This window comes from Luteimonas sp. A534, from assembly GCF_054072805.1.
In genome coordinates this window covers 941,440-956,657 of the sequence record NZ_JBSVRR010000001.1, presented here as the reverse complement: position 1 = coordinate 956,657, position 15,218 = coordinate 941,440, and the positions used below count along the sequence as shown (strand labels likewise).

Below are 15,218 nucleotides of genomic sequence, written 5' to 3'. Positions count from 1 at the left end.
TCAGGGGGCCGTCGTCGTCTGTGAAGGGTGGTCGACCGGCCGCCCCTCGGCATCCACCACCAGCCGCAGGCGCCGGCCCTCGTGGTAGAAGCTGGCGCGGTAGAGTCCGGCATCCTCGCCGGTGCCGCGTTCGCAGAGCATGCCGACCTTGCGCAGCGCCATCAGTTCGCGGAACCGCTCCACATCCAGGCCGAGGCCGCGCGCCACCAGGTCGCCGTCGATCTCGATGTCCGGCCGGTCGGCAAGTTGAAGGGAAATGGCGTCGCCCATGGCCTCCTCCGTGCGTGGGGAGCATGCAGGCTCGCATCTTCGCGGCGTTCGCGCATTGACCTGGGTCAGACCGGCGCGTCCGCGCCGCCGGCGCTCTATCATGGCGCGCTGCCGTCGCCCGGAATCCGTACCTTTATGTCTTTCCTCCCCGCTTTCCTGCGCCGGCCAAGCCTGGTCACGCAAATCGTGATCGGCCTGCTGGCCGGCGTCCTGCTCGCCATGGCGTCGCCACGCGCCGCGGCGTCGGTCGGCCTGCTCGGGACGGTGTTCATCTCCGCGCTGAAGGCGGTGGCGCCGGTGCTCGTCCTGGTGCTCGTGGCCGCGTCGATCGCCAACCATCGGCAGGGCCAGGACACGCGGATGCGTCCGGTGCTCGTGCTGTACCTGGTCGGCACCGCGCTTGCGGCGCTGGTGGGCGTCGCGGCGAGCTTCATGTTCCCGACCACGCTCACGCTCGACGTGCCGGCCGACGTCGCTCTCAGCGCGCCTGGCGGCATCGGCGAGGTGCTACGCACGCTGGTGCTGCAGGTGTTCGACAACCCCTTCGCTGCGCTGGTCAACGCCAACTACATCGGCCTGCTGGCCTGGGGCATCGCCACGGGCCTGGCGTTGCGCCACGCGGGCGAGGGCACGAAGCAGGTGCTGTCCGATTTCTCGGACGCGATCACGCGCGTGGTGCGGATGGTGATCCGACTGGCGCCGCTGGGCGTGTTCGGAATCGTCGCCTCGATCCTGGCCGAAAGCGGGTTGTCGGCGCTACTCGATTATGTGCACCTGTTGGCGGTGCTGCTGGGCGCGATGCTGTTCGTGGCCCTGGTGGCCAATCCGCTGGTCGTGTTCGCGATGACGCGGCGCAATCCCTATCCGCTGGTGCTGCGCTGCCTGCGCGAGAGCGGCATCACGGCGTTCTTCACCCGCTCGTCGGCGGCCAACATCCCGGTCAACATGGAGCTCTGCCGCAAGCTGGGCCTGCACCAGGAAACCTGTTCGGTAGCGGTGCCGCTGGGCGCGACGATCAACATGGCGGGCGCCGCGATCACCATTTCGGTGCTGTCGCTGGCGGCGGTGCACACGCTCGGCATCCCAGTGGACCTGCCCACGGCGCTGCTGCTGAGCGTGGTCGCGGCGATCGGCGCATGCGGTGCGTCGGGCGTACCGGGCGGGTCTCTGCTGCTGATCCCGCTGGCCTGCGGGCTGTTCGGCATCAGTGACGACATCGCCATGCAGGTGGTGGCGATCGGCTTCATCGTGGGCGTGGTGCAGGATTCGGCGGAGACGGCGTTGAACTCGTCGACCGACGTGGTGTTCATCGCCGCGGCCTGCGGCGCGACCTCCGCCCGCGATGCAGTGGTCGATGAGGATGCCGCGGGCGGAATGTCCGGGAACGCGGTGCCGAGGGGCGGCTTCAGCGTCTGAAACGTACGGGCGGCGCGCGATGATCGCGCGCCGCCCCGGTCATCCTGGCCCGGTCGGGCAGGGTGCAGTCTGGTTTACTTCTTGGCCTTCGCCGCGGGGGCGTCTGCCGCAGGTTTGGCGACAGCGGTCTTGCGGCTGGTGGTGCGCGAGGTATACGGCCGCAGGGGCGTGTTGCCCAACACTTCGATCCGTCCACCGGACTTCTTGAACGACGCGAGGTCGGCGGCGATGCGCTGGCTGGTCAGGTGGGAGGCAGAGCTGTTGGCGCTGCTGCCCGAAGAGCGGCGGAGCGGCGGCGAGGTGCGGGCGCGCGGTGTGGTGGCGGCGGGGGCGGGGGTCTTCTTCTGGGCGTTGCTGCGGGACATCTCGACTCCTGTCGTTGTTGGCTCGGCCGTGCGGTTGCGGCCGGCCGGCCTTCGGAGAGCGGCCATGGCAGTCGGGGCAGGGCCCCGGAATGGTTGTGCGGTGCCGAAACGCACCTGGAGACTGGAACTGCCCGACCTGGACACCGCTGACCCTGTCGGGTGCATGCGTCCTTGCGTCCATTTTACCAATCGCACATTAACAAAGTGTTTGCAGGCTCTTGACGCCGGCTTGCCGCCGTGGCAGGAGGCTCAGCGCCGGAAGTGCAGCAGACGGCCACGCAGCGTGCCCAGGGCGTCCCCTTTCAGCGCTCCGCGCGATTGCGTAAGCCCGAAACCTTCGTCCTCCAGCAAGCGCACGAGGGTGCTGCTGTTGCCACGGCCGGGGTCGGCGACAACGACCTCGGCCACCGGATTTGCGTGGCGCACCACTACAGCCGCGAGCAGCGCCGCATGTTCGCGCTCGTACAGCACGTCGCTGGCGATGAGCACGTCGAAGCCGCCCAGCGACGGCAGCGCCCGTTCCCAGTCGAGCTGGCGGTAGTGCACGGCCGGCAAGCCGTTGAGCGCCGAGTTGTAGGCGATGAAGGCTTCCGCCAGCGGGTGTATGTCCGAGGCGACCACGTCGGCCCCGCGCCGCTGGAGCACCAGGCTGGCCAGGCCGATGCCACAGCCGGCTTCAAGGATCCGCTTGCCTGCGATGTCGAACGTGTCCATGGCCTCGGCCAGCAGCCGTGCCGAGGGCCAGAGCTGGCCGAAATGGCTCCACTGCGCCGACGAGATGCCCAAGCGCTCGCCATGGCCGTCGGGATCGGAGAACTGCTGGTTGTCGCTGAGGACGCGCAGCCGGTAGCGGTGCGCGCCGACCGCCACGGTGAGCGTGCGGGTGCTGTAACCGGGCACGAAGGCCTCCCTGGAGGGGCGCCCGTCCTGTCGGACTGCGCGTGGGAGGGGCGTCCGGTGGGTTGGTACGCGCATATGCAGTGCGAGCCTGCACTCGCGGGCAGGGTAGCAGGCGCGGCCGGTGGCCGCCGGTCAGCGCTGTGCCTGCAGCAGCTGCACGAACTCGGCGGGCGGCATCGGGCGGGCGATCCAGAAGCCCTGCCCGGCGTCGCATCCGGCCTCGGTGAGCCAGGCCCGCGTGTCCTCGTCCTCGATGCCTTCCGCGGCGACGCTGGCGCCGAGCTCGTGACCGAGATCGATGGTGGCACGGACGATCGCGCGGTCCGAGTGCGAGGCCAGCAGGGCGCGCACGAAGGACCGGTCGATCTTCAGTTCGTCCGGTGCGAGGCGTCGCAGGTTCACGAGCGAGGAGTGGCCCACGCCGAAGTCGTCGACCGAGATCCCGATGCCGTGGCTGCGCAGGCGCGGAAGCGCTTCTGCCACGCGTTCGGGTTCGCGCATCACTTCGGTCTCGGTGATCTCCAGCATCAAGCCGGGACAGCCACCGTCGCAGGCGTCGATGATGGCGTCGACCAGGTGCGGGTCGGCGAGGTCATTGGCCGACACGTTGATGGACACATGCAGCGGGTCGCCCGTGGTCGGCCAGCCGCGGCACTGCGCGAGGCCATGGCGCACCAGGTAGAGCGTCATTTCTCCGATGGTGCGTGCCTGTTCCGCGATCGGCACGAACTCTTCGGGCGCCATCGGGCCCAGGCGCGGATGGTCCCAGCGCACCAGCAACTCGGCACCAAGCAGGCGTCCGCTGCGCAGGTCGATCTTCGGTTGCAAGGCATAGGCGAGCTGCTGGTTGGCGATCGCCTCGCTCAACTCCTCAAGCAACCGCGGGCTGTCGACGGTGGCATCGGGTGATTGCGTACTGGCGGCGGCCGTTGAGGTCTGGCTTGGCGCGACCGTATGCGCGGTGGCGGGACGCCGACGGCGTTGCCATGCGAGCAGTGCGAGCAGTGCGATGCACGCGACAGCCAGCGCACCCAGCCCGGACAGGAGCAGGGCGAAAAGGTTGCGCGGCGTGGGTAGCGGCTCGCCTGGCGCGCCCGGATTGCCGATCCATTCCACGTACAGCCGGTTCTGGACGCCATTCCGGCGCAGTCGCCCCAGCGATCCGTTGATTGCGGCCACCAGTTCCGGATCGCCCGGCCGGACGGCGAACACGTATTTGCGCTCCAGCAGCGGCGGGGTGAGCGCAACGATGCCCGGCAGGTCCTCGTGCTGGATCGCGTAATAACCGATGCCGGTGGGTGCCAGTGCGTAGTCGACTGCGCCCTGCGCCACCAACCTCAGGGTTTCGGATTCGTTGTTGGTCTCGACCAGGGTGACTCCGGGGCGATCGAGTTCGCGCATCGCTTCCCAGGCCAGCCCCGAGCTTTGTACCGCGATGCGCACGTTCGCCAGCGCCTCCAGTGAGCTGACGGCCGGCGTTTCGTAGTGGCCGAACAGGGCGTGGTGGCGGATCAGGAAGGGCTCGGTAAGCCCGTAGCGCAGTTCGCGCGCGGGCGACCAGAACATGGGTACGACGTCGAGTTCGCCGCGTGCGAGGCGCTCGAGCGCGGCCCCCCAGTCGCCAAGCTCGAACACCGGTTCCAAGCCCAGGTCGGCGGCGATTTCGCGGGAGAGTTCGATGTCGAAGCCATCAGGGTGGCCGCGGGCGTCGAGGAAGTGGTACGGCGGGTAGTTGGCATCGCCGCCGATACGGAGGGTGCGGGGCTCACCGGAGGCGACCGACAGCGTGGCGGTGAGTGCCAGCAGGAGGCCCGGCGCCAGCAGCCACCACGGGCGAACTCGTCGAGTGCACTTGCCGTCCGCTTCCATCCGACCCCCATCTGATGGGACCGCACCGGAGAGTAGTACCACGGTTGCCTGGGGTTTGGGCGATTGGGCGCTTTAAGATCCCCGCATGCGAATCACGAAGACTCCAGCGATGCGCGTCGGCCTGTCGGTCGCGGTCGCTACCGGACTGTACGGCGTGTCCTTCGGCGCGCTCGGCGTGGCGGCCGGACTGGACGTCCTGCAGGTGGTCGCGCTCAGCGCGCTGATGTTCACCGGCGGCTCGCAGTTCGCCTACATCGGCGTGGTGGCCGGTGGTGGAGGCGGGGCCGCGGCGTTTGGCGCGGCCACGTTGCTGGGCGTGCGCAACGCGGTGTACGGCATGCAGATCAACCGCATGCTGCGGCCGCGAGGGTGGAGGCGTGTGCTTGCGGCCCAGGTCTGCATCGACGAGTCCACTGCGACCGCCGTTGGCCAGCGCGACCCGGCCGAACAGCGGCGCGGTTTCTGGACGGCGGGGCTCGGCATCTACCTGCTCTGGAACATGTGCACCGCGACGGGCGCGCTGCTTGGCGATGCCATGGGTGATCCGCGGCGCTGGGGCCTGGACGGTGCCGCGGTGGCGGCCTTCCTCGGGCTGCTGTGGCCGCGGCTGTCGGCGCGTGAACCTGTGGCGATCGCGGTGGTCTGCGCGTTGGCCACGGTGCTCGCGGTGCCCTTCGTGCCGCCGGGCGTGCCGATCCTGGTCGCGGCGGCAGTGGCCGCCGCCTGGGGCTGGTACGGCGCGGCGAGGCTGCGCTGATGTCGACTTGGGGATGGATCCTGCTCGCCAGCGCTGCCGCGTTCGCGACCAAGTTCGCCGGCTTCCTGGTGCCGCCGCGCTGGCTCGATGCGCCGTGCGCGCAGGCGGCGGCAACGGCCTTGACGATCGGCCTGCTCGCTTCGCTGACGGCGGTCAACACCTTTGCCCACGGCCAAGTGCTTGCCTTCGATGCGCGCGTTGCAGCACTGCTCGCGGCGGCGGCCGCGCTGGTGCTGCGGCTGCCGTTCCTCGTGGTGGTGGTGGCAGGTGCGGCCGCGGCGGCGCTGGTGCGCCTGGTCTGAGCCGGTTGCCGCGGCGGCGGTCAGTTCGTGGCGTCGCCGGCCGTTCCTGGGATCGCTTCGAGCATCCGCTTGACGTGCTGCGCGGGATTCATGTCCGAATGCGCGGCCAGCACGCGGCCGTCGCTGCCGATCAGATAGGAGGTGCGGCTGGACATCTCCGGCTTGCGCTCGAGCACGGCGGAGTATTCGGCCGCGATCTTCGCGCCGGTGTCGGCGGCCACCGGGAACTTGCCGGAGCAGGTGGCCTTGTCGGCGGAGAACTCGCGCAGCTGTTCGGTGTTTCCGGCGGTGACGCCGATCACCGACACGCCGCGTGCCTTGAAATCGTCGATCGCCTGCGAGAACAGCGATGCCTCGATGTTGCAGCCCGGCGTGTTCGCGGCGGGGAAGAAATACAGCACCACCGGCCCGTCGCGCAGCGCCTTGGAGAGGGAGTACTCGAACGCCTCGCCGGCGAGCCAGGCGGGGGCGGTGAAGTCGGGTGCGGCGTCACCGGGCTGGAGGGTCGCGCGCGCCTGCGGCGAGCAGGCGGAGGCGAGGGCGAGGGCGGCGAGTACCAGGGTGCGCTTCAGGTTGGTCATGGCGGGGCTCCTCGGAGGACTTCCGATTCTAGGCCCTGCGTCGCGTCAGCGCGGCACGAGACGCGTGACCAGGTCGACGAAGCCGTCGACATACGCCTGCAGGAACGCGCGCGTGTCGGCATTGCTGAAGTCGCCGTCGGCGCCGATGAGATCGGGCCTGAACTGGATGTAGGCTTCGCCGCCCTGGACCACTGCGCCCAGGATGCCGAGGATCTGCCGCAGGTGCTGCTGGCCGACCGCGGTGCCGATCGCGCCCGGCGTGGTGCCGGTGATCGAGGTCGGCTTGCCGCGCCAGACGTTCTGGTCCATCGGCTTGGAACCCCAGTCGATGGCGTTCTTCAGCACCGCCGGCAGCGAGCGGTTGTGCTCTGGCATCACCACCGCCACGGCGTCGGCGGCGGCGATCTCGCCGGTGAAGCGGATGACTTCGGCCGGGCGCTCGCCCTCGAGGTCCATGTTGTACATCGGCAGGTCGTCGATGCGCGGCCAGCTGACCTCGAAGGTGTCGGGCAGCTGCCGGGCCATGGCTTCGGCAAGCTTGCGGTTGATGGAGTCGCGGCGGTTGCTGCCGACGACGATGGCAAGGTGGTACTTGGCCATGGAAGGGTCCTGGAAGTTGCGTGGGGAGGAGTGCACGCAACAAGGGTATGGCCGATACCGGACGCCGGAACCACGGCCTCGCGCAACGATGCGTTGCGCGCATCCAGCGGGGCGCGCCGGCGTCAGACGTCCAGGTTGCGGGCCGGCCTGTCCCGCGCTGCAAGGGCGCGACGACGGTCTTCGTCGCTCCGCCAGCGGCGGACGCTGCGCTGGAAGAACAGGCTGTTGGGCACGCGGAGCACGCTGCCGCGCGGGTCGCCGGCGTCGTCGATTTCCTGCAGCGTGGTGTAGACCAGGTTGATGTCGGTCACGCGGCCGCCCAGGCCCGGCTTGTCGCCGCCTTCGAGGATCTCGACGTGGTCGTACAGCCGGAACGGGCGCGTGGCCAGGATCAGCATCGTGCAGAAGATGTTCGACAGCACGCTCCAGGCGGCGAAGAAGGCCACCGCGGCGACCGCGGCGAAGCCGGTGAACGCCGTCCACAGCACGGTGCCGGACACGCCCAGGCGCTGCAGGATCAGCAGGAGCGCGGATGCGGAGATCAGGAAGGTGACCACGCGGCGCGACCCCACCACGAGTTCGGCCGGGGCGTCGTAACGCTTCCAGATGCGGTCGCCGACGCGGCGTGCCAGCAGGCGCAGCAGCAGCGCGGCGACAATGATCAGCGCGACCTGGCCCAGGGGCACGATCACGCCCAGCCATTCCTGCACCCACACGGGCAGATGCTCCCTCACGTCAACTCCTCGGATATGTCCCAAAGCCGGCGTGCCATCGCTGCGTCGCGCTGTGCGGCGCTCTGTTCGGCGGGTTGGAAATCCCGCAGGAACCGACCGTTCACTCCCGCCATGCGCGGGTGCACCGCCGCGTAGCAAGGCGTGGCGGCACCCTGCGCCGGAGTGCGTGCATCCGCCCGATAGGCATCGCCGACGTGGCGCAGGATGCGCGTGCGCGTATGCCCGGGCGTCACGCAGTTCGACGTGGCTCCGGTGCCCGCGAGGCGGCGCGACAGCTCAAGCGAGAACAGGCCGTTGGCCAGCTTGGAGTGGCTGTACGCACGCTCGTGCCAGCCTTCGCCCGACAGTTTGTCGAACTGGATGCCGCCCTCGGGCGCATCGTGGTGGTTGGCGCTGCCCAGCACCACCACGCGACCGCGCGCGGCGACCACGAGGTCAAGCGCCTGGTTCACCAGCAGATGATGGCCAAGGTGGTTCACCACGAAGTGCTTTTCGATGCCGCCCACGCGCTGCCAGTCGCCAAGCACGATGCCCGCGTTGCAGACGATGGCGTCCAGCCGCGGCGCCAGTTCGCGGACACGGGCCGCGCAGGCCCGTACCGAATCGAAATCCGCCAGGTCGAGTTGCACCGGCACCAGGTGTCCCGCGAAGCCGTCCCAGGCGGCCGGTCCGCGCGCCGCGGAACGCGTGCTGCCCAGCACCCGAGCGCCGCGCAGTGCGAGCACGCGCGCGGTTTCCAGTCCGATCCCGGACGTCGCGCCGGTCACCAGGACTGTGCGGCCGGCGAGGTCCAGGCCACGCGTGGCTTCTTCGGCGGTGGTGGTTGGCCCGAAGGCCTCTTCGGCGCACAGGCCCGGAAGGAGCGGCGCAAGCGCCAACAAGGGCACGGCGGACAGCAAGCGGCGGCGAGTGGAATTGGCAGGCATGGGGTGATGGTCGCATGGCCCTGCCATGACCAGCGACACACTTCGCGGGCGGATCGGCGTGGGTAGACTGTCCGGCGCACCCGCACCCGCGGGGCCAACCATTTGCGCCACGACGCGCCGGAGAAGCCCGCTTTGAAAAAGACGATCCTCAGCCTTGCCACCGCCCTCGCGCTCACCGTCGGCACCCCTGCGGTCGCCAGTGCCCACGAACGCTGCCTGGACGAAGCCTGCCACCTCCTCGCCCTCGTCGATGACGGTGGGCAGGGTGCGGGCACCACGGACACCGTGGCGGCCACCCGGTACGGCACCTGGGGCATCGACACCGCCGGCATGGATCCCTCCGTGTCGCCGGGCAGCGACTTCTTCGGCTATGTCAGCGGTACCTGGGCGGCGAACACCGAGATCCCGTCCGACAAGTCCATGTACGGCTCGTTCCTGGTCCTGCGCGACCTGTCCGAGGCCCGCGTGCACCAGCTGCTGGAAAGCTACGCGCCGGGCGATCCGGCGGGCAGCGACAATGCCGCCAAGCTCGCGGCCCTGTACCAGGGCTTCATGGACGAAGCCGCGGTGGAAGCGCTCGGCGCCAAGCCGCTGCAGCCGCAGCTGGACGCGATCCGCGCGGTCGACGGCAAGGACGGCATGGCGAAGCTGATGGGCCAGCGCAACGCCAGCTTCGGCGGCAGCTTCTTCGGCCACTACGTGGGCGACGACCAGCGCAACCCGGACGTCTACACCCTGTACCTGAGCCAGTCCGGCCTTGGCCTGGGTGATCGCCAGATGTACCTGGACGAGAAGTTCGCCCCGCAACGCGAGCGCTACGTCGCCTACATCGCGCAGATGCTGGAGCTGGCCGGCTGGGACAAGCCGGCGGCCAACGCCGACGCGATCATGGCGCTGGAAACGAAGATCGCCGAGGCGCACTGGACGCGCGCCGAGAGCCGCGACCGCGACAAGACCTACAACCCGGTCACCTTCGCCGGCCTCGACGCCTTCGCCCCGGGCTTCCCGTGGCAGGCCTACCTGGCCGCGGCCGGCGTGGACTACGCCGATGCCGGCGTGGTCCGCCAGGACACGGCGCTTCCGAAGATCGCGAAGATCTTCGCCGACACCGACCTCGACACCCTGAAGGCCTGGCAGGCCTTCCACACCACTGACAACGCCGCGCCGCTGCTGTCGAGCGCCTTCGCCGACGCCCAGTTCGAGTTCCGCAGCAAGTTCCTGTCCGGCCAGCCCGAGCAGAGCGCGCGCTGGAAGCGTGCGGTCTCCTTCGCGTCCTCGGCGATGGGCGAGGCGATCGGCGAGGACTACGTGAAGCTGTATTTCCCCGCCGACGCCAAGGGCAAGATGGACGCCCTGGTCGCCAACGTGAAGGCGGCGATGGGCGCGCGCCTGGACCAGCTGGAGTGGATGGGTGACGAGACCAAGGCCGAGGCCCGCGCCAAGCTGGCCGGCTTCGGGCTGAAGATCGGCCACCCCGACACCTGGCGCGACTACAGCGGCCTGCAGCTCGCCAACGCCGACGTGTTCGGCAACGCCCAGCGCGCGGCCACGTTCGAGTGGGACTACCGCCGCGTGCGCATCGGCAAGCCGGTGGACAAGGCCGAATGGGGCATGACCCCGCAGACCGTGAACGCCTATTACAACTCGGTGAAGAACGAGATCGTGTTCCCGGCCGCGATCCTGCAGCCGCCATTCTTCGATCCCGACGCCGACCCGGCCGTGAACTACGGCGGCATCGGCGGCGTGATCGGCCACGAGATCATCCACGGCTTCGACGACCAGGGGCGCAAGTCCGATGGTGCCGGCCTGCTGCGCGACTGGTGGACGGCCGAGGACGCGGCGCAGTTCGAAGTCGAGGCCGCGAAGCTCGGCGCACAATACGAGGCCTTCAAGTTCCCGCAGCTGCCGGGCATGCACATCAACAGCAAGGTGGCGATGGGCGAGAACATCGGCGACCTCGGTGGCCTGACCATCGCGCTCGAGGCCTACCACCGCTCGCTTGACGGCAAGGACGCGCCGGTGATCGACGGCTTCACCGGCGAGCAACGCTTCTTCATGGGCTGGTCGCAGGTGTGGCGCACGCTGTGGCGCGATGACGCGCTGCGCCAGCAGCTGGTCAACGGCACGCATTCGCCGGGGCATATCCGCGCCTTCGCGCCGCTGCGCAACATCGATGCCTGGTACGAGGCATTCGGCGTCACCGAGGCCGATCCGCTGTGGGTCGCGCCGGACGATCGCGTCCGCATCTGGTGAGTCGGGAGGGGGCGGGTTTCCGCCCCCTTTCTTTTATGCGCCGATCCGTGGCGTAATCGGTCCACCCACGTCGTCCATTCCACCCGAGGTAACGCGTCCGCACAGCCACAGGAGTCAGCCACACGATGCATCCGCAAGTGATCAGCGAGGAATACGGGATCCCGGCCGCACAGGCCAGGGAGATCATCGGGCGCGAGACGCGACGGGCGCTGCTGGGCCGCTGGCAGGCCTGGGCGTGGCTGGCCTTGACCGTGGGACTGGCGGCCGCGCTGTACTTGCTGCAGCCCGGAAACGGGCTGGCTGCGCTGCTGATCGGCGGCGGCGCGCTGCTGGTGTGGTTCCAGGTCGGGCGCTTCCTGGCGGAGCCGGCGGTGCATGCGGCCGCGCGGGGGCGTTCCGCCGCTTGATCCGGGTCAGGGTGCCCTGCGCCCGCCCTGCCTAGGCTTGTCGGCTCCAGCCTGACCTTGGAGCGCGACATGTCCCGACCTTCCGTCCTTGTCATCGGTGCCGGCCCCGCCGGCCTCTGCCTTGCGCGTGCACTGTCGCTGCGCGGGCTGCGCGTGGATGTCATCGAACAGCAATCGCGCGAGGCGGTGTCGGCTCCCGCAGCGGATGGCCGCGAGATCGCGCTGACCCGGGCATCGGTGCGGATCCTGCGCGAGCTTGGCGTATGGGATCGGCTGCCCGGAGACGCGGTATCGCCGCTGCTGCGCGCGCGGGTCGCTGACGGCGATGCCGGCAGGGGGTTCGAAGTCGATGCCAGCCCCTTCGGAGGCGAGGCGCTCGGCAGCCTGGTCGCGAACAGTGACATCCGCGCCGCCGCCTGGTCGCAGGTGGAGGGCGACGGCAATATCCGCGTGCACTTCGGTGCCCGGGTTGCTTCGGTGGCGACCGGTTCGCGCCTGGCCGAGGTCACGCTCGATGACGGCCGCCGCTTCGAGGCGCCGCTGCTGGTCGCGGCCGACAGCCGCTTCTCGTCCACCCGTCGCGCGATGGGCGTCCCGGTGGCGATGCACGACTTCGGCAAGACCATGCTGGTCTGCCGGGTGCGGCTGGCGGATCCGCACGAAGGCGTCGCTTGGGAATGGTTCGGCGAAGGGCAGACGCGCGCGCTGCTGCCGCTCAATGGTGCGTTGGCTTCGGCGGTGGTCACCGTGACGGGCGCCGAGGCGGAGCGATTGAAGGCGATGGATGCCGGGGCTTTTTCGAAGGAGCTCCATGAGCGGTATCGCGGCCGCTTTGGCACGATGACGCTCGAAGGCGAGGTGCACGCCTATCCATTGGTGGCGACCTGGGCGCATCGCTTCGTCGGCCGCCGCTTCGCGCTGGTGGGCGATGCCGCGGTGGGGATGCATCCGGTGACCGCGCACGGCTTCAACCTCGGCCTGGCCAGCGTCGAGCGCCTGTCGCACGCGGTGGGGGATTCGATGGAGTGCCATGGCGATCCGGCCGATCCGGCGCTGCTTGCGCGCTACCAGCGCCGCCATCGCGCCGGCTGCGCCACCCTGTTCCTGGGGACCGGGCTGGTCGTGCGGGTGTTCACCGACGACCGCCTTCCGATGCGCCCGGTGCGCCGCGCCATCATCCAGGCGGGCCGCATGCTGCCGCCGCTGCGCCGCGTGTTGGCCGATGCGCTGCTCGACGACGGTCCAGTCGATCCCTCGCCGCTGCAGCGCCTGCGGAGGACCGCGGCAGTGCTGCGTCCGCGCGGGGCCGCGCTCAAGGGAGCGTGAGCGCGCGGCTACAATGGGCGGTCACACGCAAGCCCCGGAGTCGCCATGCCCGCCACCATTCCCGCCTGTCCGCAATGCGGCCTCGAGAACACCTATCCCGACGGTGCGCTTTACGTCTGTGCCGACTGCGGCCACGAATGGGCCGCCGGTGATGGCGAGGGCGCGAGCGTGGATGCCGTGGTGGTCCGCGACGTCAACGGCAACCCGTTGGAAGCCGGCGACACCGTGGTGGTGATCAAGGACCTGAAGGTGAAGGGCTCTTCGATCCCGCTCAAGCAGGGCACGGTGATCCGCAATATCCGCCTGGTCGACGGCGATGTGGAGAACATCGAAGGTCATTCGGACAAGATCCGCGACCTCGTGCTGAAGACCTGCTTCCTGCGCAAGGCCTGAGGCCACGATGGATGACGCCCCGACGGCGACCGCGGCGACCGCGTCGCAGGCGGCCGTCCGCCGCGTGGCCGTGGTCGGCGGCGGCCCCGCGGGGCTGTTCGCGGCGGAAGCGCTGCGCGCGGCCGGCTGCGAGGTGGATGTCTTCGAAGCCAAGGGTTCGGTCGGGCGCAAGTTCCTGGTCGCGGGGAAGGGCGGCCTGAACCTCACGCATTCCGATCCGCCGGCGCTGTTCGCCAGCCGCTACCGCGAGCGGGCCGACCAGGTCGCGGGCTGGTTGTCGGTGTTCGACGCCGACGCGCTGCGCGCCTGGGCGCTTGGACTGGGTGTCCCGACCTTCGTCGGCAGCTCAGGTCGCGTCTTCCCGGAGGACCTCAAGGCTGCGCCGCTGCTGCGCGGCTGGGTGCGCAGGCTGCGCGGGCAGGGCGTGGGGATCCATGTCCACCACCGCTGGCTTGGCTGGAATGACACGGGCGCGCTGCGCTTCGCGACGCCGGACGGCGAACAGCAAGTCGCCCCCGATGCCGTGGTATTCGCCCTGGGCGGCGGCAGCTGGCCCCAGCTGGGCTCGGACGGTGCCTGGGAGGGCGTGCTGCGCGATGCGGGCGTCGATGTCGCGCCGCTGCAACCGGCCAACTGTGGCTTCGACATCGTCTGGTCACCGCACTTCGCCGCGCGCCACCCCGGTGCGCCACTGAAGCCGGTGGTCGCGCACTGGCGCGATGCCGACGGCGTCGAGCAAGCGCTGCAAGGCGAGTGCGTCGTGTCGGAGCACGGCATCGAGGGCAGCCTGGTCTACGCGATCTCGGCGGACCTGCGCGATGCGATCGCGCGCAACGGCCATGCGCTGCTGGAGCTCGACCTCGCGCCCGGTCGCGACCTGACGCGCCTGCAGCGCGAACTGGCACGGCCCAGGGGCAAGCGCAGCGTGTCCGAACACCTGCGCCGAAGCTGCGGCCTGGACGGCGCCAAGGCCGGGCTGGTGCGGGAAGTGATCGGCGCCGACGCCATGCACGATGCCGATGCGGTCGCTGCCACCACCAAGCGCCTCCCGCTGCGCCTGCGCGCCCCGCGCCCGCTGGCGGAGGCCATCAGCAGCGCAGGGGGCGTGCGCCTGGAGGCGCTGGACGCCCACCTGATGCTGCGTGTCCGTCCGGGAACGTTCGCGGCCGGGGAGATGCTGGATTGGGAAGCACCGACTGGCGGCTACCTGCTGACCGCCTGCTTCGCCAGCGGCCGGGCGGCGGCTGAAGGCGTCCTGCGCTGGCTTGCGGCGACGGATTGACGACGCCTCCGCACCGATGCGGCATGCTGTCCGCCTTCAGATCCTGACGAGGACCACGCGATGAACCCGAGACTGCTTCCGCTGCTGTTTGTGCTGGCCGTGCCGCTTGCCGCCTGCGATCGCGGCAACCCGCCGCCGGACGCGCTCCCCGATGCCGATGACGTTGTGGCCGGTACACCGGCCGACCAGCCGCCAGCGGCCCCGGTTTCCGCGCTTCCCGAGGAATTCGTGGTGCTGACCAACGAGCCGTTCTGGCAGGCGCGCGTGGAGGGTGGCGAAGTGGTGCTGAGCGGTCCGGACGTCGAAGGACGGCACTTCACGATCAGCAGCGAGAACGACGCCGACGGTGCCCGCGTGGTCCATGCGGGCGACGCCGCCGGTTCGATCTCGGTCACCCTGCTGCCGGGGCCCTGCGAGGACAACATGTCCGGTGCCGTGTTCCCGCAGGCCGCGGAGCTGACCATCGATGGTATCGGTCCGACGCCGGGCTGTGCGCGGCCGGCCGACATGCCGCCGCCCGCACCGGGCGTCTAGCCGCGCGCAGTCGCGTGCGGACCCCGTGCCATGGATCAGGCGTCGTGGGCGGTGTGGCCGCTGTGGCGGCCGGGTTCGATCAGCACTGTTTCGCCCCAGCTCAGGGGCATGGTGATCACGACCGCTCGGCCGGCGGTGGTGGCGTCGCCAAGCGCGACGGCGTGCGCGGCCATGGTGGCCTTGAAGCGGCTGTGGAAGACCTCGTCGTAATTCGCGCCGGAGACCTGGAATCCCGATGCGACCTCTTTGATCTCGACCATTGGCGTGACCTGGTAGTGGGGGCGCCCCGGCCCAGCTTCACGA

General features: G+C 69.9%; 18 protein-coding genes. 9 read left to right on the top strand and 9 right to left on the bottom strand.

The window, feature by feature from the left end; all coding sequences use genetic code 11:
* Positions 1-270 (bottom strand): DUF6522 family protein, encoded by a 270-nt coding sequence (locus ACW5F0_RS04330; RefSeq protein WP_456964789.1) that lies wholly within the window; start codon positions 268-270, stop codon positions 1-3.
* A gap of 135 nt (positions 271-405) precedes the next feature.
* On the opposite strand from ACW5F0_RS04330, the gene sstT reads away from it, so the two are divergent.
* The gene (gene sstT / locus ACW5F0_RS04325) at positions 406-1,686 is read left to right on the top strand and encodes a serine/threonine transporter SstT (RefSeq protein WP_456964788.1); all 1,281 of its coding nucleotides are present in this window, start codon (positions 406-408) and stop codon (positions 1,684-1,686) included.
* 74 nt (positions 1,687-1,760) lie between these two features.
* On the opposite strand, the gene ACW5F0_RS04320 is transcribed toward sstT, so the two are convergent.
* The 3 genes from ACW5F0_RS04320 to ACW5F0_RS04310 all read right to left on the bottom strand — a co-directional run bounded on the left by ACW5F0_RS04320 (position 1,761) and on the right by ACW5F0_RS04310 (position 4,820).
* A complete protein-coding gene (locus ACW5F0_RS04320; RefSeq protein ID WP_456964787.1) occupies positions 1,761-2,051 on the bottom strand; it encodes a hypothetical protein in 291 nt (96 codons plus the stop codon).
* Positions 2,052-2,300: 249 nt separating this feature from the next.
* Entirely contained in the window at positions 2,301-2,951 is a 651-nt protein-coding gene (locus ACW5F0_RS04315; RefSeq protein ID WP_456964786.1) for a class I SAM-dependent methyltransferase, read from the bottom strand.
* Between the two features lie 132 nt (positions 2,952-3,083).
* A complete protein-coding gene (locus ACW5F0_RS04310) occupies positions 3,084-4,820 on the bottom strand; it encodes an EAL domain-containing protein (protein WP_456999106.1) in 1,737 nt (578 codons plus the stop codon).
* 85 nt (positions 4,821-4,905) lie between these two features.
* On the opposite strand from ACW5F0_RS04310, the gene ACW5F0_RS04305 reads away from it, so the two are divergent.
* Together ACW5F0_RS04305 and ACW5F0_RS04300 are read left to right on the top strand one after the other, a co-directional pair.
* On the top strand, positions 4,906-5,577 hold the full coding sequence (locus ACW5F0_RS04305; RefSeq protein ID WP_456999104.1) for an AzlC family ABC transporter permease: 672 nt from the start codon (positions 4,906-4,908) through the stop codon (positions 5,575-5,577).
* Positions 5,577-5,879 carry an AzlD domain-containing protein gene (locus ACW5F0_RS04300; protein WP_456999102.1) on the top strand — a complete coding sequence of 101 codons (303 nt, stop codon included), beginning with the start codon at positions 5,577-5,579 and terminating at the stop codon, positions 5,877-5,879. The genes ACW5F0_RS04305 and ACW5F0_RS04300 overlap by 1 nt, the downstream gene beginning before the upstream one ends.
* Before the next feature lie 20 nt (positions 5,880-5,899).
* Here ACW5F0_RS04300 and ACW5F0_RS04295 read toward each other — a convergent pair whose 3' ends face one another.
* From ACW5F0_RS04295 to ACW5F0_RS04280, 4 genes are all read right to left on the bottom strand, one after another.
* A complete protein-coding gene (locus tag ACW5F0_RS04295) occupies positions 5,900-6,460 on the bottom strand; it encodes a peroxiredoxin (protein ID WP_456999101.1) in 561 nt (186 codons plus the stop codon).
* A gap of 45 nt (positions 6,461-6,505) precedes the next feature.
* A complete protein-coding gene (locus ACW5F0_RS04290) occupies positions 6,506-7,060 on the bottom strand; it encodes an NADPH-dependent FMN reductase (RefSeq protein ID WP_456999099.1) in 555 nt (184 codons plus the stop codon).
* Between the two features lie 122 nt (positions 7,061-7,182).
* The gene (locus ACW5F0_RS04285) at positions 7,183-7,794 is read right to left on the bottom strand and encodes a mechanosensitive ion channel domain-containing protein (protein WP_456999097.1); all 612 of its coding nucleotides are present in this window, start codon (positions 7,792-7,794) and stop codon (positions 7,183-7,185) included.
* Positions 7,791-8,720: an SDR family NAD(P)-dependent oxidoreductase gene (locus tag ACW5F0_RS04280; protein WP_456999096.1), complete on the bottom strand. Its 930-nt coding sequence runs from the start codon at positions 8,718-8,720 to the stop codon at positions 7,791-7,793. Before ACW5F0_RS04280 ends, ACW5F0_RS04285 begins: the two co-directional genes overlap by 4 nt.
* A 132-nt stretch (positions 8,721-8,852) precedes the next feature.
* On the opposite strand from ACW5F0_RS04280, the gene ACW5F0_RS04275 reads away from it, so the two are divergent.
* From ACW5F0_RS04275 to ACW5F0_RS04250, 6 genes are all read left to right on the top strand, one after another.
* A complete protein-coding gene (locus tag ACW5F0_RS04275) occupies positions 8,853-10,973 on the top strand; it encodes a M13 family metallopeptidase (protein ID WP_456999095.1) in 2,121 nt (706 codons plus the stop codon).
* A gap of 125 nt (positions 10,974-11,098) precedes the next feature.
* Positions 11,099-11,380: a hypothetical protein gene (locus ACW5F0_RS04270; RefSeq protein WP_456999094.1), complete on the top strand. Its 282-nt coding sequence runs from the start codon at positions 11,099-11,101 to the stop codon at positions 11,378-11,380.
* A gap of 69 nt (positions 11,381-11,449) precedes the next feature.
* Positions 11,450-12,706, top strand: coding sequence for a 5-demethoxyubiquinol-8 5-hydroxylase UbiM (ubiM, locus tag ACW5F0_RS04265; RefSeq protein WP_456999093.1), 1,257 nt, complete (start codon positions 11,450-11,452; stop codon positions 12,704-12,706).
* Positions 12,707-12,751: 45 nt separating this feature from the next.
* Positions 12,752-13,099, top strand: coding sequence for a zinc ribbon domain-containing protein YjdM (locus ACW5F0_RS04260; protein ID WP_456964775.1), 348 nt, complete (start codon positions 12,752-12,754; stop codon positions 13,097-13,099).
* A 7-nt stretch (positions 13,100-13,106) separates the two neighbouring features.
* The gene (locus ACW5F0_RS04255) at positions 13,107-14,381 is read left to right on the top strand and encodes a TIGR03862 family flavoprotein (RefSeq protein WP_456999092.1); all 1,275 of its coding nucleotides are present in this window, start codon (positions 13,107-13,109) and stop codon (positions 14,379-14,381) included.
* A gap of 60 nt (positions 14,382-14,441) precedes the next feature.
* Positions 14,442-14,915, top strand: a complete 474-nt coding sequence (locus ACW5F0_RS04250) for a hypothetical protein (RefSeq protein ID WP_456964773.1) — start codon at positions 14,442-14,444, stop codon at positions 14,913-14,915.
* A gap of 35 nt (positions 14,916-14,950) precedes the next feature.
* Here the strand turns inward: ACW5F0_RS04250 and ACW5F0_RS04245 are convergent, their stop codons facing one another.
* Entirely contained in the window at positions 14,951-15,175 is a 225-nt protein-coding gene (locus ACW5F0_RS04245; protein WP_456964772.1) for a hypothetical protein, read from the bottom strand.
* Between the last annotated feature and the right edge of the window lie 43 nt (positions 15,176-15,218).